The following is a 24099-nucleotide window of genomic DNA, read 5'->3' on the forward strand; positions in this document are numbered from 1 at the left end:
GCAATCGCCAATCCGCTTGAGTTTCACCAGAACGAAAGACTTCGTCGCCAGCAGCGCCGCCGCCCTCGTTCAGTGAGGGGGCTTATAGAACTAACCCACCGAAACAGTCAACACACCCAACCAAAGTTTTTTGACATTTTTGTAACAGGTTGATTCGGCTGGCATTTTTGCCGGTCGATATTATCCACAGGGCGCCCTTTCGGGACGGATTCCTGAAAATTCCTTTACCGGCTGGTCAAAAATCCATCCGAACGTCGTTCTCAACGACCGAAAGATAGCGAGAAAACAGGATCTTGCGCGAAATTATGGTTAACGGAGGATTAAAGCGCCTCCGACCGGCGAGCTTTAAATTTCCGTCACAAATCAGCGGCTGAGATTTCGGAACCTATCACCGAGTTGGGTGTTGTCTTTCCCATTGAAGGAAGGAGACCGACATGGCTGCCAATACCGATGATATCAGAGCATCCGTCAGCAAGGACATCGCCGCACTCCAACAGGAAGTCTCGCGCCTGCAGAAGATGATTTCCGCTCAGGGCGCCGAAGCCTATTACGAAGTGCGCGGCCGCGCCGGCAAGGTTTATGACGAAGCCCTGCCCCGGGCAAAGAACGCCGTCGCCCAGATCCGGGCCGAAGGTGTGGCTGCTGCCGACGCCGCCCGCGAGCATCCGACCGCAACGACCACTGCCCTGGTGCTTGCAGGTGCCATTGGCTTTCTTGCCGGATACCTGCTTTCCGGCAGTTCGCAGCCGCAGCCTCGCCATTGGTGGCGCTGAACACGCCATATCCACCCATAAACCAGTTTTTGCGCACCCGCCGATCCGTTTTTCGGCAGGGTGCGTAAATGCTTATGTCTTAGAAAAACCAATTTTTAATGCCAGCTATGGGAACATAAAAAACGAAGGGAGGACTACCATGGAAAACAAGAGGGCCAACTGCATTATCGAAGTCAGTGTCGACAGCGCCAATGGCCGCTATGCGGTCGGCATCATGAATATGCGCCAGGCACTCGATCTGCCGGAAATGCCTAGTCTGTCCTACACCCATCCGGACCCGGTCAAGGCCGCCGCCGGTATCGTCATCAGCCGCAAGGAACTGGCCGGCTTCATGGTCTGCCGCTGAGGCAGTGCCACCCTAACAAAGCCGCGACAGTGCTTTGTCCAAAGCGCTGAGCCCTTTTTGCAGCGCCTGTTATTCCCCTCATTTTTTATTCACTCTGCTGGCATCCTTCTGTCGTTCATGCCAAGAAAACGGCATCAAAAGCAGGATAAGGATGGCAGATGAGGGAGCGGCGCCCACCGCACAAGACGCGTGAACGGACAAAGCCCACCGATAACGCCGCGGCCAAGCGGGTCACCCTTCCACGTGCCCTTTCCAAGCTCGGTTATTGCTCCCGCACGCAGGCCGAGCGCCTGATCGCCGAAAATCGTGTTGCAGTTGACGGCCGAACCATCAGCGATACGTCCGCATGGGTCGACCTTGCCACGGCAAGCATCAGCATCGACGGCCTCGTCATCGCTGCCGAAGCGAAAATCTATCTGATGCTCAACAAGCCCCGCGGTCTCGTCACCACCCGCCACGATCCCGAAGGCAGGCCGACGGTCTATGATTGCCTCAGGGACTTCGACATCCCGCATCTCTCTCCGGTCGGCCGGCTCGACAAGGCCAGCGAAGGCCTGCTGCTTTTTACCAACGACACCGAATTCGCCCAGATCCTGCTCGATCCGGTCACCCATGTGACGAAGACCTATCATGTCCAGATCGACCGCATCATGGACGACGAGGACATTACCGCCATGACATCGGGCATCCGCCATGACGGCGAGTTGCTGACGGCAACCGCCGCGCGGCGCCTGCGCCAGGGTGATAGGAATTCATGGATCGAGGTCGAGCTCGACGAGGGCCGCAACCGCCAGATCCGCCGCATGCTGGAGGCGCTCGGCACCGAATGCTTGCGTCTCGTGCGCGTTGCAATCGGCGGGCTCGAACTTGGCGAACTGCCGAAAGGCGCCGTGCGTGCGCTGACCGAACCCGAATTGCAGGCACTGCGCCGGAAAACCGGCATGGAGAGGATGAGACGCAATTGATTGCTGTGACGGAGATGGCGCCGCACGACTTCTGGCAGGAACTTCACCCGCCCGGCACCTTTGCCGGCGATGGGGAAGTCACCTCCTTCTATGTCGCCACGCTCGAAGACGGCCGCCAGCTTCGCCTGCCCATACGTGAGCTGGCGGATGGCGACCACGCCCTCGCCTCGCTGATCGTCAACCAGGCGAGCTTTGCCGTGCTCGATGCGCTCGCTGAAAGCCTTGCCGAGAAGATCAGGCCCATGCGCATCGATGTCGTCGCCGGCCTGCCGACGCTCGGCCTGACGCTGGCCGCCGCCGTGGCGCAGAAGCTCGGCCATAGCCGCTACGTTCCGCTCGGCACCTCGCGTAAATTCTGGTATCGCGACGAACTCTCCGTCGCCCTGTCTTCGATCACCACGCCGACACAGCAGAAACGTCTCTATATCGATCCCCGCATGCTGCCGCTGCTTCAGAGACGACGCGTCGCACTCATCGATGACGTCATTTCCAGCGGCGCCTCGATCGTCGCGGGTCTTCATCTGCTGACAGGCTGCGGCATCGAACCCGTCGTCATCGGTGCGGCCATGCTGCAATCGGAGCGCTGGCGCGAAAGCCTCGCAGCCGCCGGGCCGCAATGGAGCGCGCGCACCATCGGCGTCTTCGCAACCCCTATTCTGCAGCGGAACGCCAGAGGCCGGTGGCAGGCGCCACCAGCCTGACGCGAGATATGAGGATTGTTCAATCTTTGCCTGAAGGCACCTCTGTACAGCGCATGAGGAACGATTACAGTCCCGCCTGATCGATGAAACAACGGACCCGCCCATGTCGTTCGAGCAAGCATCCCTGCTGATCCTTCTGCTGGCGATGCTCATTCTCTTCTCGCTCGATCGCATCCGCATCGAGGTGGTCTCGATCGCCGGCTTGCTCGGCGGTTATGCGCTCGGCCTTTATCCCGCCGATCAGATCTTCACGGGCTTTGCCAGTCCCGTCGTCATCACCGTCGTCGAGATCTTGCTGATCGTCCAGGTGCTGGCGCGCGCCAAGCTGTTCGACAGTCTCGCCGCCCGTTTTGCGGCCGCAAGACCTTCAGGCTTCAAGGTCATCGCCGGCACTTCCTCGCTTGCCGGCTTCATGTCCATCTTCATGAACAATATCGGCGCCTTTGCGATCACCTTGCCGGTCGCGCTACGCCTCGGCACGGTCCTGACGATCCCCCGCCGCCAGCTCGTCATGCCGGTCTCGTTCGCGGCCCTGCTCGGCGGCCTCGTTTCGCTGATCGGCACGCCGGCCAACCTGCTCGTCAGCGATGCGCTCGCCAAGACGACCGGAACCGGCTTTCGCTTCTTCGATTTCGCCTATGTCGGCCTGCCGGTCGCCATTGCCGGCATTCTGCTCATCGCCTTTCGCGTGCAGCGCCTGTTTCCGGAACCCGACGAAACACCGGCAACCATCTCCCCGACCGCGCGCCGCATCGTCGTCGAGCGTCGCATCCCTGATGTCTCGCCGCTGATCGGCGTGCGGCTTTCCGATTGCCCGGTGCGTTTCGGCATCAAGCCCCACGCGCTGATCCGCGGCGACAATTTCGTCTTCGGTCCGCTCGACCAGTCGGTGATCGAACCCGGCGATGTGCTGCTTGCCGAAGGCGCCGATGCGGTCTTTGCCGGCCTTGCCGCCACGCAGGCGCTGATCGCCGATGCCCATCCGCATGGCCTGCAGCCGGATTTCACCCGTGTCGAAGCCGTCGTCATGCCGGAGAGCACGTTGGTCGGTTCGCGCGTCCGTTCGCTGGAAGTCTTCCACCATCGCGGCATCGCGGTCACCGCCCTTTCCATGCGCGCGCCACGCATCGAAGGCCGCTTCCTCGACCTGCAATTGTCGATCGGCGATATATTGACGCTGGAGGGGCCGCGCATTGCAATCGGCGAAGCGTTGGAGGAAAGCGAGTGCCTGCCGCTCGCCTCGACAGCACCGAGCGAACCGGCGCTCCTATCCTGGCGGCCCTTCGCGCTCTTTGCCTGCGGCGTCGCCGCCTCGGCGGCCGGCCTGCGTCCCGACGTCGCTTTTGCCGGCGTCGTGCTCGTGCTCGCTCTGCTCAATCACCTCAACATCCGTCAGGCGATGGCCGATCTCAACTGGCCGATCATCATCATGCTGGCGGCGATGATCCCGATTGGCCAAGCGGTGGCGAGCACCGGAGCGGCCGAAACCATTGCCGGCTGGCTCAGCCTCGTCGTGCCGATCACCCATCCGCTCTTCGGCATCGCCCTCATCCTCTTCCTCGCCATGGCATTGACGCCTTTTGTCAACAACGCGACGGTCGCAATCGTCCTGACCCCGATCGCACTGGAATTCGCAAGAGCCGGCAGGCATGCGCCGGACGCCTATCTGATTGCGGTGGCCGCCGGCGCCTCCCTGGATTTCCTGACGCCCTTCGGCCATCACAACAACACGCTGGCAATGGGCATCGGCGGCTACCGCTTCAGCGATTTCCTGCGCGCCGGCTGGCCGCTTGCCGTCGCAAGTTACGGCCTCGCCCTGCTTCTTACCGGTCTGTTCTGGCTGTGATGCGATACCCGGCCGGCTTGACTTCCCCAGCAATGAAACTAGAGCAGGAAGTCTTCACCCAATAATTAAGGACAGTCGAGCGCCGTGCGAATTCTCTCCGAAGCCCATTTCCCGGAATTGCCGAACTATTATCGCGGCAAGGTGCGCGAGAATTACGATCTTCCGGACGGACGCCGCATCATTATCAGCACCGACCGGCTGAGCGCTTTCGACCGCATCCTCACCTGCATCCCCTATAAGGGTGAAGTATTGACGCAGACGGCGCGCTACTGGTTCGAGGCGACGAAGGACATCTGCCCGAACCACGTTCTCGACTATCCCGATCCGAATGTCGTTATCGGCAAGCGGCTCGACATCCTGCCGGTCGAGATCGTCGTGCGCGGTTATCTCGCCGGCACCACCGGTACCTCGATCCTGACGCTTTATAAAAAGGGCGAACGCGAGATGTATGGCATGCGTCTGCCCGATGGCATGCGCGACAACCAGATCCTGCCGGAACCCGTCATCACGCCGACCAGCAAGGAATTCGACGGCGGCCACGATGAGCCGCTGACACCCACCGAAATCGTCACACGCGGCCTTCTCACAAAAGAGCAATGGCAGACGCTGTCGACATATGCGCTCGCCATCTTTGCCCGCGGCCAGGAGATGGCGGCGAAAAACGGCCTAATCCTGGTCGATACCAAATACGAGTTCGGTACCGATGGTGACGGCAACATTATCCTCGCCGACGAGATCCACACGCCGGACAGCAGCCGCTACTGGCTGACCGAAAGTTATCCGGCAAGCTTTGCCGCCGGAAAGCGTCCGGAAAGTTTCGACAAGGATTTCGTCCGCGCCTGGGTGGCGGAGCGCTGCGACCCCTATAAGGACGAGATCCCGGAAATCCCCGCCGAACTGATCGAGCAGACCTCGTCCGTCTACATCAAAGCCTACGAGGCGATCACCGGCGAGCGCTTTGTCCCCGATGACAGCGGCGAGACGCCGCTTGCCCGCGTCCGAAACAACCTCGCCCGCTATTTCCCTTGAAATGGCGGCACGCGAAGCCGCCGGGCCGTTCATCGGCTTGCGGCATTTCGCCCAATCGCGCTGGAGGCGCGCGTCCAAGAGGACGGGCTAAGAACGCGCTATCACTTTGAATTGGCGCATAATCCTTTCCGAAAATCGATTCCGATTTTCGGAGTTATGCGCTAGCATCGAAAAAAAGGGGTATCGGGCTCAGCCCGGCGGGGAACAGATGGTAAGAAGGCCAAGACGCAAGGCCGAGGAAACGCGGGAAGACATTCTCTCCATGGCGGAGATGCTGTTTCGCGAGCGTGGCTTCGTCGCGGTATCGATCGCCGATATCGCCGGCGCGCTGCACATGTCGCCCGCCAATGTCTTCAAGCATTTCCGTTCCAAGGTCGCGCTGGTCGATGCGATCGCCGGACGCCATCTCGATGATGCCGCCGAGCGCTTCGCCGCCTTCGACGAGAAGCTGCCGCAAAAGGAACAATTGCTCCGCTTCATCCTGCGCCTGCTGGAAAGCCACCTGCAGGACATCCAGAAGAACCCTTACATCTTCGAAATGGTGCTTTCGACGATCGAAGCCAAACTCGAGGCCGGCAATCGTTATCGCGCCCGCATCGAGGCGAAGCTCGGCGAGATCATCCGCGAGGGCATGGCGGAGGGACGTTATCATTGCCGCGATCCCGAGAGCGCGGCGCATACCGTTGCAGACCTCCTGGCCTGCGTGCTGCACCCTGTCCTGATCGCTCGCGACGACAAGGAGACCCTTGTGCACCGTGCCGAAAAAATCGTGTGTTTCGTCGATGCCGCACTGCAAAATAGCGCTTGCTAAGTGATGATTGCTGAATTACGTCACTTCGTAAAGCTTTTCTTAAATTCGGATAACGGCATTTGAAGCCAACCCAATCCTGACGCTTATATAAGCCTGCGCTCGATCAAGCCGAGCCCGCAGGCCCGAGCTCGTGGATTGAACGGCGATTGCCACCGCACAGGAATTCAGCATGATACTGCGTGCCCTCCTCATCTCCTCGGCCCTGGCATTCGCAGCCCTTCTCGCCGCCTGCAGCGACAGTGGCTCCAAGCCCGCCGGCAATGCGGGTGAAGGGGCGGCGCAGCAGGCTGCCCCCGTCGGCGTAGTCACACTGGCGAAGGGTACCTTCCCGATCACCACGATCCTGCCCGGCCGCGCCGAGACATTTCAGACAGCCGATATCCGGCCTCAGGTCAGCGGCCTGATCCGCGAGATTGCCTTTAAGGACGGCGGCGAGATCAAGAAGGGCGACCTTCTCTACCAGATCGAGGATGCACCCTATATCGCCGCCGTCGAGCAGGCCAAGGCGGCGATCTCCAAGGCGCAGGCGAGCGTGCCGAGCGCTGAAAGCAATCTCGACCGCTACCAGCGCCTCGTCGGCAGTGGCGCCACCCAGATCGAATTCGAGACGGCCAAGACGACGCTGCTGCAGGCCAAGGCCGAAGTCGAGTCGGCGAAAGCCGCGCTTTCCGCCGCACAGATCGATCTCGACCATACCAGGATCGTCGCGCCTTTCGATGGCATCATCGACCAGACGGCCGTTAATGTCGGCAATGTCGTCTCTGCCAACCAGACGACGGCGCTGACGACGATCCGCCAGCTCGATCCGATCTACATCTCGCTGACGGAATCGAGCACCAACCTCTTGAAGCTGCGCGATGCGATGGCCGCCGGCGACATCAAGGGCGAAGCCAATGTCGTCTTCCACCTGATCCTGGAAAACGGCAAGGAATACAACCAGCAGGGCAAGCTCGACATGTCGAAGCAGGTAGTCAGCGAGACGACCGGCACCTTCATCATCCGTGTGCTCTTTCCCAATCCCGACCGTATCGTGCTGCCCGGCATGTATGTCCGCGCAACCGTCGAGCTCGGCGCCGAGGCCGGTTATGCGCTGCCGCAGCTGGCGACGAGCCGTGACGCCAACGGCCGGCTGACGGCACAGTTCATTTCCGCCGACGGCAAGGTCGAAACCCGCGCCTTCGAGAACAGCTCGCCGTCCAACAATTCCTGGCTCGTGACCGAAGGCATCAAGCCCGGCGATCAGCTGATCGTCACCGGCCTGCAATCGATCACCTCAGGCATGCCGGTGAAGCCGGTCCCGATGAAGATCAACGACACCGGCGTGGTCGTGCCTGCCGAGCAGCCCGCGGCCGGTGATGCTGAGAAGCCCGCAGCGAAGTAATCGCCGCAGGCCCGCATCGTCACCGTCTCAGCCGCACAGGAACAACCGATGGCCAAGTTTTTCATCCGACGTCCGATTTTCGCTTGGGTCATTGCGATCACAATCATGCTCGCCGGCCTGCTGGCGATCTTCACGCTGTCGATCTCGCAATATCCCGACATCGCCCCGACGACGGTTCGCATCAACGCCACCTATCGCGGTGCCAGCGCCGAGACTGTCGAGAAATCGGTGACGACGATCATCGAGGATGGCATGACCGGCCTCGACGACCTCACCTACATGACCTCGACCTCAGCGACGGGTTCGGCCAGCATCCAGCTCACCTTCGGGACGAGCGCCGACCCCGATATCGCCCAGGTGCAGGTGCAGAACAAGCTGCAGCTGGTTCAATCGCAGCTTCCAAGCGACGTCATCGATGCCGGCATCAGCGTCACCCGCTCGACCTCGAGCATCCTTCTCGTCGGCTCGCTCGTTTCGACCGACGGCAAACGCAACTCTGTCGACCTCGGCAATATCATGTCGACCTCGATCGAGGATCAGATCCAGCGCCTGGAAGGCGTCGGCAGCATCAACGTCTTCGGTTCGGGTTACGCCATGCGCGTCTGGCTCGATCCGTTCAAGCTCTTGAAATACCAGTTGACGCCGAGCGACGTGACGTCAGCCATCCAGGCGCAGAACACCCAGGTCTCCGTCGGTTCGCTCGGTGCCCAGCCGGCCATTCCCGGCCAGCAGATCAACGTCACCATCACTGCCCAAAGTCAGCTGACCACCGTCGCCGATTTCGAGCACATCATCCTGAAGGTCGAAAAGGACGGCGCGACGGTGCGCCTGAGCGACGTCTCGCGCATCGAGATCGGCCAGGAAAGCTACGGCGGCGGTTCGCGATATAACGGCCAGCCGTCGACCGGTTTTGCCGTCAACCTTGCAATCGGCGCCAACGCCATCGATACAGCCGCCCGCGTGCGCTCCGCGCTCGAGGTTATCGGCCGCGGCCTGCCGGCAGGTGTCGAGATCACCTATCCCTACGACACCACGCCCTTCGTGGAACTGTCGATCGAGAAGGTCGTGCACACGCTGATCGAGGCGATCGTGCTCGTCTTCGTGGTGCTGCTCGTCTTCCTGCAGAATCTCCGTGCGACGCTGATCCCGACGATTGCCGTTCCCGTGGTGCTGCTCGGCACCTTCGGAGTGCTCGCGGTCACCGGCTATTCGATCAATACCTTGACCATGTTCGCCATGGTGCTGGCGATCGGCCTTCTCGTCGATGACGCCATCGTCGTCGTCGAAAACGTCGAACGCATCATGTCCGAAGAAAAGCTTTCACCGCTCGAAGCGACGGAAAAATCGATGGGCGAGATCACCGGCGCCATCGTCGGCATCGCACTCGTCCTCACCGCCGTCTTCATTCCGATGGCCTTCTTCGGTGGTTCGACCGGCATCATCTATCGGCAGTTCTCGATCACCATCGTCTCGGCCATGCTGCTGTCGGCGCTCGTCGCCCTCGTGCTGACGCCCGCACTTTGCGCCACGATGCTGAAGCCGATCGGCGAACATAGGAAGCACCGCGTCGGCGACTGGTTCAACCGCAACTTCACGCGCTCGACCAACGGCTACATCAGCGCCATCGGCTATCTGTTGAAGCGGCCGATCCGCGTCATGCTGGTCTTCCTTCTGGTCGGCGCCGGCTGCGCCTATCTCTTCACCCGCCTGCCGAGCTCCTTCCTGCCGCAGGAAGACCAGGGGGTGCTGCTGACCATCGTCACCACACCGCCGGGCTCGACCACGCAGCAGACCCAGGCAGTCGTCGAAAAGGTCGAGAAATACTATCGTGAAAACGAGAAGGACGCCGTCGAATCCGTGTTCGGCGCGCTCGGCTTCGGCTTCAGCGGTTCCGGCCAGAACAGCGCCATTGTCTTCACCAAGCTCAAGGATTTCTCGCTGCGCACCGATCCGACGCTGAGCGCCCAGTCGGTCGTCAACCGTGCGCTTGGCAATTTCTTTGCGATCCGCGAGGCGCAGGTCTTCGCGCTCCTGCCGCCGGCGATCCAGGGTCTCGGCGTGTCGAGCGGCTTCTCCATGTATCTCGTCGACACCGGCGGCCACGGCAACGACGCCCTGACGGCCGCCTCCAAGCGGCTGATCCAGATGGGCAATGGCTCGGGCAAGATCGTGGCGCTGCGCAGCAGCAACAAGGAAGTCGAGCCGCAGATGCGCATCGTGCTCGATCAGGAGAAGATCGGCGCCATGGGCGTCGACATCGCCTCGGTCAATTCGATGCTGTCGATCATCTTCACCGGCCGCGACGTCAACGACTTCACGCTGAACGGCGAGATCAAGCCGGTCTACGTCGAGGGCGATGCGCCCTTCCGCATGCAGCCGAGCGATCTCAACCATTGGTACGCCCGCAACAATGACGGCGAAATGGTCCCCTTCTCCGCCTTTACCCGCACGGAGTGGGTAAAGGGCGCGCCCTCGCTTGCCCGCTTCAACGCCGTCAGCGCCATTCCGCTCGACGGCGCTTCCGCACCCGGAGTTTCCTCCGGCGATGCGATGAACGAAATGGAAGCACTGACCAATGAGCTCGGCGGCGGTTATACGGTCGCCTGGCAGGGCATCTCCTATCAGGAGCGGCTCTCCGGTTCGCAGGCGCCGATGCTCTACGCGATCTCGGTGCTGGTCGTCTTCCTCTGCTTGGCAGCGCTTTACGAAAGCTGGTCGATCCCCTTCTCGGTAATCATGGCGGTGCCGGTCGGCATCCTCGGGGCGCTGACAGCGGCAACCGTCTTCGGCCAGTCAAACGACGTCTATTTCAAGGTCGGCTTGCTCACAACCATCGGGCTGGCGGCGAAGAACGCCATTCTGATTGTCGAATTCGCCAAGGACCGCATGGAAAGCGGCATGGGACTCTACGAGGCGACATTGGAAGCGGCGAGATTGCGGCTGCGACCGATCATCATGACCTCGCTTGCTTTCATTCTCGGCGTCGTGCCGCTGGCGATCGCGACAGGCGCGGGCTCGGCGGCGCAGAATGCCATCGGTATCGGCGTTCTCGGCGGCATGCTGGCGGCAACGCTGCTCGGAATTTTCTTCGTTCCGTCGTTTTTCGTCGTCATTCGACGCATCTTTGCCACACGCGCCAAAAATGCGGCAGGACTGTGATATAAATGCACTGTGATAATGCAGTTCCCGTTGCTACATTGCGCCCGACTGCTTCGGTGTGTTTTTTTGGTATGACGAGGCGCGGCGGCGATAGTGAAGCATGAAGCGTCGGACAAGAATTGACTTGCTCGAGTACAGGATGAAATGAATGGTATCTCTTCGTTTTGCCACACCGGCATTATTGTTATTGTTGTCGGGCTGCGTTGTGGGCCCGGATCATGCTCCTCCTGAAATGCCGCTGCCCGCCAAATTCGGAGAGGGTGGAACCAAGAGTGTAGGCGACGTTGCTACCGCATCCTGGTGGACCGCCTTCAACGACCCCAAACTGAATGGCTATGTCCAGGCCGGCCTCGATCAGAATCTGACCGTCCAACAGGCGATCGAACGCATCAATGCGGCCTCCGCCAACGTCACCACCGCCGGTGCGGGCGGCCTTCCGAACCTGAACGTCGGCGCCTCGCACACCGTCAGCGGCCAGAAGGGCGAATTGCGCACGCAGTTCGACACGCGCAACACCAGCGCCGGCGACGTCCAACTGAGCTGGCTGCTCGATCTCTTCGGCCTCTACAAGCGCAGCACCGAGAGCGCGCTCGCTTCGCTCGATTCCGCCTACGCATCCGCTGATGTCGCCAAGCTGACCCTCGTGCAGGATCTCGTCTCGAGCTATATCGACGTTCGCTATTATCAGCAGCGCCTGGCGCTTTCGAACGCCAACCTGAAGTCTCGCCGGGAAACCTTCGAGCTGACCAAGTTCCAGCTCGAAGCCGGCGCCGCCTCGCGTCTCGACGTCGTTCAGGCCGAAGGCCTCGTCCAGTCGACGCTCGCTGAAATTCCCGGCCTCGAAACCAACATCCGCATATCGGCCCATCACATCGCCACGCTGCTCGGCCTGCCGGCCTCGGCTCTCGTCGATGAATTGCTGAAGGGCCGTGGCCAGCCGGTATTCCGCGGCGGCATCAACTCCGGCATTCCGGCAGATTTGATCCGCAACCGTCCCGACATCCGCGTAGCGGAGCGTGATCTCGCCGCCGCAACCGCCAATATCGGTGTTGCTCAGGCGCAGCTTTATCCGAGCATCTCGCTCAGCGGCTCGATCTCGCCGTCCTACATCAACCAGCGCGGCGTCCATGGCGGCCTGACCGGCTGGTCCTTCGGTCCGAGCCTCAACCTGCCGATCTTCGATGGTGGCCGTCTTCGCGCCAACGTCAAGTCGGCAGAGTCCAACGCTGCCACCGCCTATCTCAACTGGAAGTCGACGGTGCTGTCCGCCGTCGAACAGGTCGAAAATGCGCTTGCCGCCGTCCGGCGTGACGCCCGCACGGTCGCAGCACTTCAGGCCCAAGTGAAGACCACGCAGGAAACGCTCGAGCTTTCCACAGCATCCTACAAGGACGGCGCCTCTTCGCTGCTTGACGTTCTCGACGCCCAGCGCCAGGTTTCGCTTGCCCAGGCAAGCCTTGCCGCAGCCGTCCAGCAGATGGCCAAGGACTACGTGTCGCTGAACATCGCAGTCGGCGGCGGCTTCGCCCCCGGCGGCAAGACCACCGCACCGGCGGTAAAGATTGTGGCTGTCAAGGGCTGACAGCTGCTTCAATCGATCTGAAAGTACAAAGCCTCGCGATCGTCTCGCGGGGCTTTTTCTTATCCGCAGCGTGCCGTAACCGAATAATTGCGCATAAGATGAATTCGGATTCGACAGGCGGGAAAAGCTGAGCTATCACTCTGATTAAACGATTAATCAGAGTGATCGTCGATCATGGCAACTTCGCGCCCGGGACCGAACCTCAGCAGGATAGCGACGTCGCTCGGCGTCTCCGTCGCCACGGTCTCCAATGCGCTTTCCGGCAAGGGCCGGGTTTCCGGCCAACTGGTCGAAAGGATCCGTGAGCATGCAGCCGAGCTCGGTTACGTCCCGAGCCAGGCAGGGCGGGCGCTGCGGACCGGCCGCAGTGGCGTCCTCGGCCTGGTGCTGCCCGATATCGCCAATCCGCTGTTCCCGAAGATCGCGCAGGCGATCGAATTCGCTGCCTCCGCCGCAGGTTACGGCGTGCTGATCGCCGATTCCCGCGGTGATGCCGCCGCCCAGACCGAGGCGATCAACCGGCTGGTCGAGCGCGGCGTCGACGGCATGGTCATCATTCCCCGCCGCGCCACCCGCATTTCGTCTGCCGCCTGTCCGGTCGCCGTCATCGACACTCCCTCGACGTCCGGAAACACCGTCGCCGCCGACCATTCGCAGGGCGGCCGCGAAATCGCCGGCCATCTCGCGAGCCTTGGCCATCGCCGTATCCTCATCATCGGCAACAATCGGGAATCCAACGTCCAGAACGACCGCGCCGGCGGCATCCGCTCCGGCATGCGCCCGGGCATGCATTCGGAAACGCTGTGGATCGACAGGCTGGAGCAGGAGAACGGCAGCGGCTGCCCGCTCGGCCTCGCCGAAAAAGCCAGGCAGGGTTTCACCGCCTTCGCAGCCCTCTCCGACCTGCAGGCGCTGCGCGCGCTGACGGAGTTGCAGCAGGCGGGTATCAACATTCCCACTGACGTCAGCGTCACCGGCTTCGATGACCTCATCTGGTCGCCTGTTGTCACGCCGTCGCTGACGACGGTCCGGATGGACATGGATAGGATTGCCGGCATCGCGGTATCGGCGCTGGCCGAAACCATAAGAAAAAACCGCACCCGGGAGGGCATGCTCGTTACCGCGGAGATCGAACGCGTTGCCATGCAGCTGATCGTCCGCCAATCATCCGGGCCTGCGAACCCGGCACCAAAAACCTCAGAGATGGAGAACATGTAAGATGAGAAGAGCTCTCATTGCCTCGGCAGCATTCGCCGCCCTTTTCCCGCTCGCCGCAGGCGCAGCAGAACGGACGCTGACGATTTCCGTCTATGCCTTTGCGCAGGACGATTTCAAGACGCTGGTCTACGATCCGTTCGAAGCCCAATGCGGCTGCAAGCTCGTGGTAGAGACCGGCAACAGCGTCGAGCGCCTGGCCAAGATGGAGGCGAACAAGGCCAACCCCGTCGTCGATCTCGCCGCCGTTTCCATGGCCGATGCGCTGGCCGCGTCCCGCGCCGGCCTGATCGACAAGATCGATACCGCGAAACTCGCCGATTTCGCCAAGCTCTACGAGGTCGCCAAGAATCCGAACGGCGACGGCATGAGCGTCGGTTACACCTTCTACGCCACTTCGATTGCCTATCGCTCCGACAAGATGAAGATCGACTCCTGGGCCGATCTCTTGAAGCCGGAATATGTCGGCCACGTCGCCTTTCCGAACGTGACAACCAACCAAGGCCCGCCGGCGCTCTATATGCTCGGCCTGGCGCTCGGCAAGGACACGCCGGATCTGAAGGGACCGATCGAAGCGCTGGGCGAGAAGAAGGACGACATCGTCACCTTCTACGAAAAGTCCTCGCAGCTGGTGCAACTGATGCAACAGGAAGAGATCTGGGCAGCGCCGATCGGCCGTTTCTCCTGGGCCGGCTTCACCAAACTCGACGTCCCGGTCGCCTGGGCAACGCCGAAGGAGGGGCAGACCGGCGGTATGAACGTGCTGGTTCTGACCAAGGGCTCGAAGAACCAGGATCTCGCTTTGCAGTTCATGGACTTCTGGCTCTCGACCGACATCCAGACCAAACTCGCCGAAAAGCTGATCGACAGTCCGGCAAACAGCGAGGTCAAGCTTTCCGAAGCCGCCGTCAACAACCTCACCTATGGCGAGGAAACGGCCAAGAGCCTCAAGCTGATCCCCTCAGCCGTTGCCCTCGACAATCGCGCCGGCTGGCTGAAGACGTGGAACGAGAAGGTCGGCCAGTAAGGCCCGCGTGAAAACTGGCCCCGGCGCCTCTGCCGAGGCCTTCCTCTTGTCCGCTCGAAAGGCGCCTCATGTTCCAGAACCGCGCAGAAGCCCTGGCACTCGCCTTGCCGGCAGCCATCTTTGCCACCGTGGTCTTTCTGTTGCCCGTTGCGATCCTCTTGTCGGAGGGCTTCCGCGCCGGCAGCAGCTGGAGCCTGTCGGCCTATACCGATTTCTTCTCAGGGACGTTGAACCGCACCGTTTTCCTGCGCACGTTCCGGCTCGGGTTCGAAGTCACCGCCGTTTCCGCGATCATCGGTTATGCCGCAGCCTTTGCCATCGTCAACCTGCCGGCGAAAGGCAAGGGCCGGATGATCGGCCTCGTGACCCTGCCGCTGATGATCTCCCCGGTGGCGCGCACCTATGCCTGGATCGTCATTCTCGGCCGCACCGGCATGGTCAACCAGGCGATAACAGGCCTGGGTCTCAGCGCCGAGCCGCTGCGGCTGCTGTTCACCGAGACCGCGGTCTTCATCGGCCTCCTGCAGCTCTTCCTGCCGCTGATGATCCTATCGCTGATCAGCGCGCTCGAAAACATGCCGAAGGATGCGATTCCGGCTGCCCGCGTGCTCGGCGCCAACTGGTTCCAGGTCTTCTGGAAAGTCATCCTGCCGCTCACCAGGGAAGGCCTCGTCGTCGGCGGCACGCTTGTCTTCACCGGATCGCTGACCGCCTATATCACCCCCGCCGTGCTTGGCGGCTCCAAGGTGCTGATGCTGGAAACGCTGATGTACCAGCAGGTTTCCGTCGCCAATAATTTCGTTTCGGCAAGCGTCATCGCCTTCATCCTGATCGTCATGAGCTTTGCCGCCAACATTCTGCTGAAACGCCTTGCGACGGCGAGGAACCGCCGATGACGCTGCGTCTGTTTTCGCCTCTCGTGCTTTTCCTGCTGCTGGTCTTCCTGATCGGCCCGTTCCTGATCATCATCGCCGCTTCGCTATCATCAGGCGATACGCTGGCCTTCCCGCCGCAGGGCCTGTCGCCGCGTTGGGTGATGAAGGTGTTCACCATCGAGAGCTTCCGCGACAGCTTCGCCATGTCGATGTTCCTCGCCGTCTTCGGAACGCTCGCAGCCCTCCTCCTCGGCATCCCGGCCGCCTACGCCCTCTCCCGCTACAAGCTGCCCGCGGCCGAGACCGTCCGCACCATCGTCTCGCTGCCGATCATCGTGCCCGGCATCATCGTCGGTCTGGCGCTGCTGCGTTATCTCGTCGTGCCCTTCGGCTTCAACATCACGCTCGCGCTCTTCTTCGCCCATACGGCCCTGGTGCTGCCCTATGCCGTGCGCGTCGTCTCGGCGAGCCTCGACAATCTGCGCTCGGACATCGAGGAGGCCGCCGTCCTGCTCGGTTCCTCGCGGCTCGGCGCCTTCTTCCGCGTGGTGATGCCGAATATCCGCGGCGGCATCCTTGCCGCCTTCATCCTCGGTTTCGTCACCAGCTTCAATCAGGTGCCCGTCTCGCTCTTCCTGTCCGGTCCCGGCGTCCGCACGCTGCCGATCGACATGCTGGGTTACATGGAAACCACCTACGATCCTTCCATCGCGGCGCTCTCCGCCCTTCTCGCCTTTCTCTCGATCGGCATCGTCTTTCTTGCCGAACGCTTCCTGGGATTCTCGCGTTATGTCTGATGCCTATCTTCAACTCGACAAGCTGACACTTGCCTATGGCGACACGGTCGCGGTCCGGGACCTCGATCTCGCGATCGGCAAAGGTGAGCTGGTGGCGCTTCTCGGCCCCTCCGGCTGCGGCAAGACGACAACGATGCGCGCCATCGCCGGCCTGCTGACGCCCGCCTCAGGCCGCATCCGCCTCGACGGCGCCGATATCACCCGCGTCTCCGCCAACAAACGTGCCGTCGGCCTCGTTTTCCAGTCCTACGCCCTCTTCCCTCATCTGACGGTCTATGAGAACGTCGCCTTCGGCTTGCGTCTCAAGCGTATCTCAGGTGCGGATCTCGACGACCGTGTCGGCGCCGGCCTGAAATCGGTCGGCCTGTCGGCTTTCGCCGGCCGCAAGCCCGCCGAACTCTCCGGCGGCCAGCAGCAGCGCGTGGCGCTCGCTCGCTCGATGGTGATGGAGCCGAAGGTGCTGTTGCTCGACGAGCCGCTCTCCAATCTCGATGCCCGCCTTCGCCTTGAAATGCGCGCCGAATTGCAGCGCGTGCAGAAAGAGACCGGCGTCACCATGATCTTCGTCACCCACGACCAGGTGGAAGCCCTGGCGCTTGCCGACCGCATCGTCGTGATGCTGAACGGCGGCATCGAACAGATCGGCACGCCGGAGGAAATCTACAACAATCCGGCCTCGGCCTTCGTCGCCGATTTCGTCGGCTTCGAGAATGTCTTCGCGCTGAAGGATGGAAAGCTTGCAACGCCGAATGGGCCGGTCGGACTTTCCGGCCCGGCTCCGGAAGCCGCAGCCGGCCTCGCCTGGCGTCCGCGCATGGTGACCCTTGGCTCCGGTGCTTTCCAGGGCACCGTGCGCGGCACGTCTTTCGCCGGCAACACCCGCGAATACCTGCTCGACACACCGCTCGGCCCGATCAAGGCCGAGATCGATGCGGGCCTGCCGCCGCACGAGATCGGCAGCCCGCTCGCCTTCGATCTGCCGGTTGCCGGCGCGGCAAGCCTCAAACGGTTCGGGTGAAATCATGGGCGTCTGGATCGATACGGACATGGGATTCGACGACATCGCCGCCATTCTGGTGGTGGGACAGTCGGAACTCGAGATCGACGGTGTATCGCTGATCTTCGGCAATACGCCGCTGCCGCAGGTGAGGATAAACGCCGCCGGCGCCGCCCGCGCCTTCGGCTGGACGTTCCCCATCCACACCGGCCGCGCCATGCCCGTGCTCGGCAAGCTCGAAACCGCTCAGGCGATCCTCGGCGAAACCGGCATCCCGACCATCGGCAGAAGCCTGCCGCAGGCGGCTGCCCTTGCCGAAAGCGATGCCTTCGCAGCACTCTGCCGCTGGCTGGAGCGCCAAGGCCAGCACCGCATCCTGGCGCTTGGACCGCTCACCAACATCGCCGCCGTGGCGCTCGCCCGGCCCGATCTTGCTGCCCGCATCACCGAACTCGTCTGGATGGGCGGCGGCGTCACCAGCGGCAACCATACGGCCTCCGCCGAATTCAACGCGCTCGCCGATCCCGAGGCGCTTGCGATCGTCATCGCCCATGGCCTGCCGCTGCGCATGGTCGATCTCGACCTCTGCCGCAAGGTGCTGGCCAGGCCCGAAGACACCGAGCCGGTGCGCAATGCCGGCGGCGCCAACGCCGAGCTGATCGCCGATATGTTTTCGGGTTATATCCGCATCGGTACCAGCCGCGGCCGCCCGGCCATGGCGATCTACGATCCTTCCGCCGCCGTCGCCTTCGTCGCTCCCGATATCGTCAGCTTCCGCCCTGCCCGTATCGACGTCGAGCTGCATGGCAGCTTGACCCGTGGTCGCACCGTCGTCGAGACCCGCGCCACGCATGCGAGTTTCAATGCTCAATTCGCCGCCGACATCGATGCCGACATGGCGCGTGTCATCATTCTCGCTGCCCTGGTCAACGAGGCCCGCAAATGAACGTCACCGCTCGCCAAGAACCCGCCGATCTCAACGATCCTGCCTTGCGGGCCCGCGCCGTCACTGCTGCGCGCGGCGACGCCCCCTTCGACATGCTGATCACCGGCGGCCAGCTGATCGATACGGTGACGGGCCTGATCCGGCAAGCCGATATCGGCCTTGTCGGCGCACTGATATCAAGCGTCCATGCCCCGGCAAGCCGAACGGATGCCGTCGAGATTATCGATGCGGCGGGCAGTATCCTGACGCCCGGCCTGATCGACACGCACATGCATATCGAAAGTTCGATGGTGACACCGGCCGAATATGCGAGCGCCGTCTTGCCACGCGGCGTGACCACGATCGTCTGGGATCCGCATGAATTCGGCAACGTCCATGGGCTCGACGGCGTGCGCTGGGCGATCGAGGCGGCGCGCGGCCTGCCGCTGCGTATGATCCTTCTCGCGCCCTCCTGCGTGCCCTCCGCACCAGGCCTGGAATTTGCCGGCGCCGATTTCGATGCTGCGGTCGTCGCCGAGATGCTGCACTCCTCCGCCGTCGGCGGCGTCGCCGAAGTGATGAATATGCGTGGCGTCATCGACGGCGACCCGCGCATCACGGCCATCGTCAATGCCGGCCTTGCCGCTGGCAAGCTCGTCTGCGGCCATGCCCGCGGCCTCGAAGGCGCCGATCTCAACGCCTTCATGGCATCGGGCATCACCTCCGATCACGAACTTACCTCCGGCGCCGATCTCCTTGCCAAGCTTTCCGCCGGTTTGACGATCGAGCTGCGCGGCTCTCACGACCATCTGCTGCAGGAGTTCGTCGAGGTACTGAACGGTCTCGGCCACCTGCCCCCGACCGTCACGCTCTGCACCGATGACGTCTTTCCGGACGAACTCCAGGAAGGCGGCGGCCTCGACGACGTCATCAGGCGCCTGGTGCGCTACGGCATGAAGCCGGAATGGGCCATCCGTGCCGCGACCTTCAACGCCGCACAACGTCTGAAGCGTTCCGATCTCGGCCTCCTCGCCGCCGGCCGCCGCGCCGACATCGTGCTTTTCGAAGACCTCACAGAATTCCGGGCGCGGCTCGTCATATCAGCCGGCCGCATCGTTGCCCGCAACGGCAGCATGCAGGTTGCCGTCCAGCAGATCGATACGGCGCCGCTTGTCAATTCGGTGAAGCTGCCGCCGCTGACCGAGACTGATTTCCGCATTCCGGCGAAGGGCGAGCGCGTCCGCATCGCCACCATCGACCGCCCGCGCTTCACGCAATGGGGCGAGGCCGAAACCGAGGTCAGGGACGGTTTCGTCGTGCCGCCGGCCGGCAGCGCCATGATCGCCGTCGTCCATCGCCACGGCAAGACCGACGGCATCCCGCGCATCGGCTTCCTCACCGGCTGGGGTGAATGGCGCGGCGCCTTCTGTACCACCGTTTCGCATGACAGTCACAACCTCACCGTCTTCGGCGGCAATCCAGGCGACATGGCGCTCGCCGCCAACGCCGTCATCGCCGCCGGCGGCGGCATGGCGGTCGTCAAAGACGGTAGGGTCGAGGCGATACTGCCGCTGCCGCTCTCCGGTCTGGTGACGGATGCATCGCTGAAGGACACGGCCCTGGCCTTTGCCGGCATCCGCAAGGCGATGGAAAAGATCGTCGCGTGGAAGCCACCCTATCGGGTCTTCAAGGCCTGCTTCGGCGCAACGCTCGCCTGCAATGTCGGCCCGCATCAGACTGATCGGGGGATTGCCGATGTGGTGACGGGCAAGGTGCTGGAAAGCCCGGTACTGGCTGTTTGGTAGATCGAGGAAAGCGCAGCTCCGCCAGAAGGCGTGCCGTGTGCTCCTCAATGCCTAACTGGTCGAAGCAGGCGCCGTTACGGCAAAATCCCTGTATGCGTTGTTTGAGGTTGACCGCAGCCAGCCCATCGGGCCCTGCTGTCATCATTTTTCGGCCTCCGGTTCGGATCATTGTTGCAATTCATTCTTAATTGCACAATAGTCAAAGCAAGGGTCGTCAAGCATTTTTGCAAATCATTCTGAATCGCAACTTGTTCGGCTCTTCGCGGCTTTTGCAATTCGGTCGCAATAGCAGCAAGAGGAGAAATTTATGCTCAATAGGGAAAGACGGTCGGTTTTGGCCGGAGTTATTGGGGTGGCATTCGCGGCCGTGCTGGTTGCTTTTCCCGCCGTCGCCCAACAGACCAATTCGAAGTTCAAGGTGGTGACGACCTTCACGGTGATTGCCGACATGGCAAAAAACGTGGCCGGTGATGCCGCGATCGTGGAATCGATCACCAAGCCGGGCGCAGAGATCCACAACTATGCGCCGACGCCGGGTGACATCCAGCGGGCACAAGGTGCACAGCTCATTCTCTGGAACGGGCTCAATCTGGAGCGCTGGTTCGAAAAGTTCTTCCAGAACCTGCACGATGTCCCCGGCACCGTCGTCTCCGACGGCATCGAGCCGATGGGCATCTCGGAAGGCCCCTACGAAGGCAAGCCCAATCCCCACGCCTGGATGTCGCCGAAGAACGCCCTGATTTACGTCGACAATATCCGAGATGCTTTCGCAAACTATGATCCGGCGAATGCGGAGACCTACAAGGCTCACGCCGAGGCCTATAAGCAGAAGATCGAAGCGACGATCACTCCGATCCGCGCCACCCTCGAAAAAATTCCCGAGGACAAGCGCTGGCTGGTTTCAAGCGAGGGCGCCTTTTCCTATCTCGCACGCGATTTCGGGCTGAAGGAACTCTATCTCTGGCCAATCAACGCCGACCAGCAGGGCACGCCGCAGCAGGTCCGCAAGGTGATCGATGCGGTCGAGGAAAACCAGATTCCAACCGTCTTCAGCGAAAGCACCGTTTCCGATAAACCGGCCCGGCAGGTGGCGCGCGAAACCGGCGCGCATTATGGCGGCGTCCTCTATGTCGACTCGCTGAGCGAAGCCGACGGCCCGGTGCCAACCTATATCGATCTTTTGCGCGTGACCTCCGATACTGTCGCCAAGGGTCTTGCCGATGGGTTGTCGCAATGACTGTGCTGCTTGGCAATCATGTCCGTCCCGCATCCTCGGATGCGGGATCGGGGATCACGGTAAAGGATGCGACCGTCACTTACCGCAATGGGCATACGGCCCTGAGGGACGCGAGTTTCGAGATTCCGACTGGCACGATCGCCGCGCTGGTCGGAGTCAACGGTTCCGGCAAGTCGACGCTCTTCAAGTCGATCATGGGCTTCGTGCGGCTCGCCAGGGGCCACATTCGCGTGCTTGGCATGCCGGTCGAAGAGGCGCTGCGCAAGAACCTCGTCGCTTATGTGCCGCAATCGGAAGAAGTCGACTGGAATTTCCCGGTGCTGGTCGAGGATGTCGTGATGATGGGCCGCTACGGCCACATGGGCATGATGCGCATCCCGAAGGCTGCAGACCACGAGGCAGTTGCGTCCGCACTCGCCCGCGTCGCCATGAGCGAGTTCCGCAAGCGCCAGATCGGCGAACTCTCCGGCGGCCAGAGGAAGCGGGTCTTTCTGGCGCGAGCACTGGCGCAGGACGGCCGGGTCATTCTTCTCGATGAACCCTTTACCGGTGTCGACGTAAAGACCGAGGACCAGATCATCAAGCTCCTGCGCGAACTGCGGGATGAAGGTCGCGTCATGCTGGTCTCCACCCACAATCTCGGCTCCGTGCCGGAGTTCTGCGACCGGACCATCCTGATCAAGGGCACAGTGCTCGCCTACGGCCCGACCGTCGAGACTTTTACGCAGGAAAATCTGGAAAAGACCTTTGGCGGCGTGCTGCGTCATTTCATGTTGAGCGAAGCGCAGAACGGCAGGCCAACGTCGATCGGCGTCATAACCGATGATGAGCGCCCCCTGATTTTGCAGGGTGGCAAAGCGACTGCCCGGAGGTCCGATAGTGGCAATGGGGGCCGGGAATGATAGCCGAGCTCCTGCAGCCCTTCACCTATGAATACATGCTCAATGCCATGTGGGTGTCCGCCCTTGTCGGCGGCGTCTGCGCTTTCCTCTCCTGTTATCTGATGTTGAAAGGCTGGTCGCTGATCGGCGACGCGCTCTCGCATGCGATCGTTCCCGGCGTCGCCGGCGCCTATATGCTCGGACTTCCCTTTTCGATCGGAGCCTTCTTTTCGGGAGGGCTCGCTGCCGCAGCGATGCTTTTCCTCAACCAGCGCACCAAGCTGAAGGAAGATGCCATCATCGGCCTGATCTTCTCCTCCTTCTTCGGGCTGGGCCTGTTCATGGTTTCGCTCCAGCCCATGGCGGTCAACATCCAGACGATCGTGCTCGGCAACATTCTCGCCATCACACCCGAGGATACGCTGCAACTCGCCATCATCGGCTTCGTGTCACTCGCTGTTCTGCTCGTCAAATGGAAGGACCTGATGGTCACTTTCTTCGACGAGAGCCATGCCCGATCGATCGGTCTCAATCCCACCGCTCTCAAGGTCACTTTCTTCACGCTGCTGTCCGCCTCCACCGTCGCGGCGCTGCAGACAGTCGGTGCATTCCTCGTCATCTGCATGGTGGTGACGCCTGGCGCGACCGCCTATCTGCTGACCGACCGCTTCCCGCGGCTGCTTGTGATCGCCGTCATCATCGGATCGATGACCAGTTTCGTCGGCGCTTATGCGAGTTACTTCCTCGATGGCGCGACAGGCGGCATCATCGTGGTGCTGCAGACGGCAATCTTCCTGATCGCGTTCTTCTTCGCACCCAAACACGGCATGCTGGCGGCGCGCAGACGCGCCGCACGGGCACTCGAGGCAGCGCCATGAACATGGTCGACACTCTTCTTTCGCCTTTCCAGTTCGGCTTCATGGTCAATGCGCTGGTGATCTCGGTGCTGGTCGCAATCCCGATGGCGCTGTTGTCCTGCTTTCTGGTTCTGAAAGGCTGGTCTCTGATGGGAGACGCCATCAGCCACGCCGTCTTCCCCGGCGTGGTTATCGCCTATATCATCGGCATACCCTTCGCGGTCGGCGCCTTCGTGGCCGGCATGTTTTGCGCTATCGCCACCGGTTTCCTGAAAGATAACAGCCGTATCAAACAGGATACGGTGATGGGCATCGTCTTCTCCGGCATGTTCGGGCTCGGCCTGGTTCTTTATGTCAAGATCCAATCCGACGTGCATCTCGACCACATTCTGTTCGGCGACATGCTCGGTGTCTCCTGGCGCGACATCGGGCAGTCGGCCGTCATTGCTGCGATCACGGCTGTCATTCTTGGTGTGAAGTGGAAGGACTTCCTGCTGCACGCCTTCGACCCGGCACAGGCGAAAGCGGTGGGCCTCAGGATCAACCTGCTGCATTATGGCCTTCTCGCCCTCATCTCGCTGACGATCGTCGGTGCCTTGCAAGCGGTAGGCATCATCCTTTCGATCGCCATGCTGATTGCGCCGGGAGCCATCGCCTTCCTGCTCACCCGCAAGTTCAGCACGATGCTGCTCCTCTCCGTCGCCATTGCCGTGATCGGCTCTTTTGTCGGCGTCTACTTGTCCTTCTTCATCGACAGCGCGCCGGCGCCGACCATCGTGCTTGTGCTGGCGATCGGCTTCGTGCTCGCCTTCATCCATGCCACGCTCGGGACGACCCGGGTTGAGGAATCGCCGATTGACTGATGGACATTGACGAAGTCGCTGCAGCAG

At 61.9% G+C, this 24099-nt stretch carries 21 protein-coding genes; all 21 read left to right on the plus strand.

The genetic code is table 11. The annotated features are described in order from the left end of the window. Nucleotides 1-434 precede the first annotated feature (434 nt). The 21 genes from G9X68_RS30950 (at nt 435) to G9X68_RS31050 (ending at nt 24072) form a co-directional block, all read left to right on the plus strand. Complete coding sequence (locus G9X68_RS30950) at nt 435-773, plus strand: hypothetical protein (RefSeq protein ID WP_017961927.1); 339 nt, start codon at nt 435-437, stop codon at nt 771-773. Between the two features lie 139 nt (nt 774-912). Beyond that, nucleotides 913-1119 (plus strand): hypothetical protein, encoded by a 207-nt coding sequence (locus tag G9X68_RS30955; protein WP_171605624.1) that lies wholly within the window; start codon nt 913-915, stop codon nt 1117-1119. 158 nt (nt 1120-1277) lie between these two features. Then, entirely contained in the window at nt 1278-2084 is an 807-nt protein-coding gene (locus G9X68_RS30960) for a pseudouridine synthase (RefSeq protein WP_171605625.1), read from the plus strand. 14 nt (nt 2085-2098) lie between these two features. After that, nucleotides 2099-2785: a phosphoribosyltransferase gene (locus G9X68_RS30965; protein WP_171605670.1), complete on the plus strand. Its 687-nt coding sequence runs from the start codon at nt 2099-2101 to the stop codon at nt 2783-2785. A gap of 103 nt (nt 2786-2888) precedes the next feature. After that, entirely contained in the window at nt 2889-4631 is a 1743-nt protein-coding gene (locus G9X68_RS30970; RefSeq protein ID WP_171605626.1) for an SLC13 family permease, read from the plus strand. A gap of 84 nt (nt 4632-4715) precedes the next feature. Beyond that, nucleotides 4716-5660, plus strand: coding sequence for a phosphoribosylaminoimidazolesuccinocarboxamide synthase (locus tag G9X68_RS30975; protein WP_171605627.1), 945 nt, complete (start codon nt 4716-4718; stop codon nt 5658-5660). A 208-nt stretch (nt 5661-5868) separates the two neighbouring features. Further along, complete coding sequence (locus tag G9X68_RS30980; RefSeq protein ID WP_171605628.1) at nt 5869-6471, plus strand: TetR/AcrR family transcriptional regulator; 603 nt, start codon at nt 5869-5871, stop codon at nt 6469-6471. Between the two features lie 169 nt (nt 6472-6640). Then, nucleotides 6641-7852 (plus strand): efflux RND transporter periplasmic adaptor subunit, encoded by a 1212-nt coding sequence (locus G9X68_RS30985; RefSeq protein WP_171605629.1) that lies wholly within the window; start codon nt 6641-6643, stop codon nt 7850-7852. Nucleotides 7853-7900: 48 nt separating this feature from the next. Continuing rightward, nucleotides 7901-11011 carry an efflux RND transporter permease subunit gene (locus tag G9X68_RS30990; RefSeq protein ID WP_171605630.1) on the plus strand — a complete coding sequence of 1037 codons (3111 nt, stop codon included), beginning with the start codon at nt 7901-7903 and terminating at the stop codon, nt 11009-11011. 148 nt (nt 11012-11159) lie between these two features. Then, nucleotides 11160-12593: an efflux transporter outer membrane subunit gene (locus G9X68_RS30995; RefSeq protein ID WP_171605631.1), complete on the plus strand. Its 1434-nt coding sequence runs from the start codon at nt 11160-11162 to the stop codon at nt 12591-12593. A gap of 174 nt (nt 12594-12767) precedes the next feature. Next, a complete protein-coding gene (locus G9X68_RS31000; RefSeq protein ID WP_171605632.1) occupies nt 12768-13811 on the plus strand; it encodes a LacI family DNA-binding transcriptional regulator in 1044 nt (347 codons plus the stop codon). 1 nt (nt 13812) lies between these two features. Beyond that, complete coding sequence (locus G9X68_RS31005; protein WP_171605633.1) at nt 13813-14835, plus strand: ABC transporter substrate-binding protein; 1023 nt, start codon at nt 13813-13815, stop codon at nt 14833-14835. 68 nt (nt 14836-14903) lie between these two features. After that, the gene (locus tag G9X68_RS31010) at nt 14904-15731 is read left to right on the plus strand and encodes an ABC transporter permease (RefSeq protein ID WP_171605634.1); all 828 of its coding nucleotides are present in this window, start codon (nt 14904-14906) and stop codon (nt 15729-15731) included. Then, nucleotides 15728-16507, plus strand: a complete 780-nt coding sequence (locus G9X68_RS31015) for an ABC transporter permease (RefSeq protein WP_171605635.1) — start codon at nt 15728-15730, stop codon at nt 16505-16507. The genes G9X68_RS31010 and G9X68_RS31015 overlap by 4 nt, the downstream gene beginning before the upstream one ends. Then, nucleotides 16500-17525, plus strand: coding sequence for an ABC transporter ATP-binding protein (locus tag G9X68_RS31020; RefSeq protein WP_171605636.1), 1026 nt, complete (start codon nt 16500-16502; stop codon nt 17523-17525). The genes G9X68_RS31015 and G9X68_RS31020 overlap by 8 nt, the downstream gene beginning before the upstream one ends. 4 nt (nt 17526-17529) lie before the next feature. Continuing rightward, complete coding sequence (locus G9X68_RS31025) at nt 17530-18450, plus strand: nucleoside hydrolase (RefSeq protein WP_171605637.1); 921 nt, start codon at nt 17530-17532, stop codon at nt 18448-18450. Next, nucleotides 18447-20234: an adenine deaminase gene (locus tag G9X68_RS31030; RefSeq protein WP_171605638.1), complete on the plus strand. Its 1788-nt coding sequence runs from the start codon at nt 18447-18449 to the stop codon at nt 20232-20234. The genes G9X68_RS31025 and G9X68_RS31030 overlap by 4 nt, the downstream gene beginning before the upstream one ends. A gap of 307 nt (nt 20235-20541) precedes the next feature. Continuing rightward, nucleotides 20542-21471, plus strand: coding sequence for a metal ABC transporter substrate-binding protein (locus G9X68_RS31035; RefSeq protein ID WP_171605639.1), 930 nt, complete (start codon nt 20542-20544; stop codon nt 21469-21471). Then, nucleotides 21468-22373, plus strand: a complete 906-nt coding sequence (locus G9X68_RS31040; RefSeq protein ID WP_171605640.1) for a manganese/iron ABC transporter ATP-binding protein — start codon at nt 21468-21470, stop codon at nt 22371-22373. Before G9X68_RS31035 ends, G9X68_RS31040 begins: the two co-directional genes overlap by 4 nt. Continuing rightward, nucleotides 22370-23230, plus strand: a complete 861-nt coding sequence (gene sitC, locus G9X68_RS31045; protein WP_171605641.1) for an iron/manganese ABC transporter permease subunit SitC — start codon at nt 22370-22372, stop codon at nt 23228-23230. The genes G9X68_RS31040 and sitC overlap by 4 nt, the downstream gene beginning before the upstream one ends. Continuing rightward, a complete protein-coding gene (locus G9X68_RS31050) occupies nt 23227-24072 on the plus strand; it encodes a metal ABC transporter permease (protein ID WP_171605642.1) in 846 nt (281 codons plus the stop codon). The genes sitC and G9X68_RS31050 overlap by 4 nt, the downstream gene beginning before the upstream one ends. Nucleotides 24073-24099: the final 27 nt, after the last annotated feature.

Source organism: Rhizobium changzhiense, assembly GCF_013087625.1.
In the GTDB taxonomy this organism is placed as follows: Bacteria; Pseudomonadota; Alphaproteobacteria; order Rhizobiales; family Rhizobiaceae; genus Rhizobium; species Rhizobium sophorae.

Bases quoted from the DNA above. Each gene is read 5' to 3' on its own strand.
- G9X68_RS31020 (WP_171605636.1), top strand. From the start codon at position 16,500: ATGTCTGATGCCTATCTTCAACTCGACAAGCTGACACTTGCCTATGGC.
- G9X68_RS31015 (WP_171605635.1), top strand. From the start codon at position 15,728: ATGACGCTGCGTCTGTTTTCGCCTCTCGTGCTTTTCCTGCTGCTGGTC.
- G9X68_RS30955 (WP_171605624.1), top strand. From the start codon at position 913: ATGGAAAACAAGAGGGCCAACTGCATTATCGAAGTCAGTGTCGACAGC.
- G9X68_RS31040 (WP_171605640.1), top strand. From the start codon at position 21,468: ATGACTGTGCTGCTTGGCAATCATGTCCGTCCCGCATCCTCGGATGCG.
- G9X68_RS31025 (WP_171605637.1), top strand. From the start codon at position 17,530: ATGGGCGTCTGGATCGATACGGACATGGGATTCGACGACATCGCCGCC.
- sitC (WP_171605641.1), top strand. From the start codon at position 22,370: ATGATAGCCGAGCTCCTGCAGCCCTTCACCTATGAATACATGCTCAAT.
- G9X68_RS30995 (WP_171605631.1), top strand. From the start codon at position 11,160: ATGGTATCTCTTCGTTTTGCCACACCGGCATTATTGTTATTGTTGTCG.
- G9X68_RS31035 (WP_171605639.1), top strand. From the start codon at position 20,542: ATGCTCAATAGGGAAAGACGGTCGGTTTTGGCCGGAGTTATTGGGGTG.
- G9X68_RS30990 (WP_171605630.1), top strand. From the start codon at position 7,901: ATGGCCAAGTTTTTCATCCGACGTCCGATTTTCGCTTGGGTCATTGCG.
- G9X68_RS30960 (WP_171605625.1), top strand. From the start codon at position 1,278: ATGAGGGAGCGGCGCCCACCGCACAAGACGCGTGAACGGACAAAGCCC.
- G9X68_RS30980 (WP_171605628.1), top strand. From the start codon at position 5,869: ATGGTAAGAAGGCCAAGACGCAAGGCCGAGGAAACGCGGGAAGACATT.
- G9X68_RS31000 (WP_171605632.1), top strand. From the start codon at position 12,768: ATGGCAACTTCGCGCCCGGGACCGAACCTCAGCAGGATAGCGACGTCG.
- G9X68_RS31030 (WP_171605638.1), top strand. From the start codon at position 18,447: ATGAACGTCACCGCTCGCCAAGAACCCGCCGATCTCAACGATCCTGCC.
- G9X68_RS30965 (WP_171605670.1), top strand. From the start codon at position 2,099: ATGGCGCCGCACGACTTCTGGCAGGAACTTCACCCGCCCGGCACCTTT.
- G9X68_RS31050 (WP_171605642.1), top strand. From the start codon at position 23,227: ATGAACATGGTCGACACTCTTCTTTCGCCTTTCCAGTTCGGCTTCATG.
- G9X68_RS31010 (WP_171605634.1), top strand. From the start codon at position 14,904: ATGTTCCAGAACCGCGCAGAAGCCCTGGCACTCGCCTTGCCGGCAGCC.
- G9X68_RS30970 (WP_171605626.1), top strand. From the start codon at position 2,889: ATGTCGTTCGAGCAAGCATCCCTGCTGATCCTTCTGCTGGCGATGCTC.
- G9X68_RS31005 (WP_171605633.1), top strand. From the start codon at position 13,813: ATGAGAAGAGCTCTCATTGCCTCGGCAGCATTCGCCGCCCTTTTCCCG.
- G9X68_RS30985 (WP_171605629.1), top strand. From the start codon at position 6,641: ATGATACTGCGTGCCCTCCTCATCTCCTCGGCCCTGGCATTCGCAGCC.
- G9X68_RS30950 (WP_017961927.1), top strand. From the start codon at position 435: ATGGCTGCCAATACCGATGATATCAGAGCATCCGTCAGCAAGGACATC.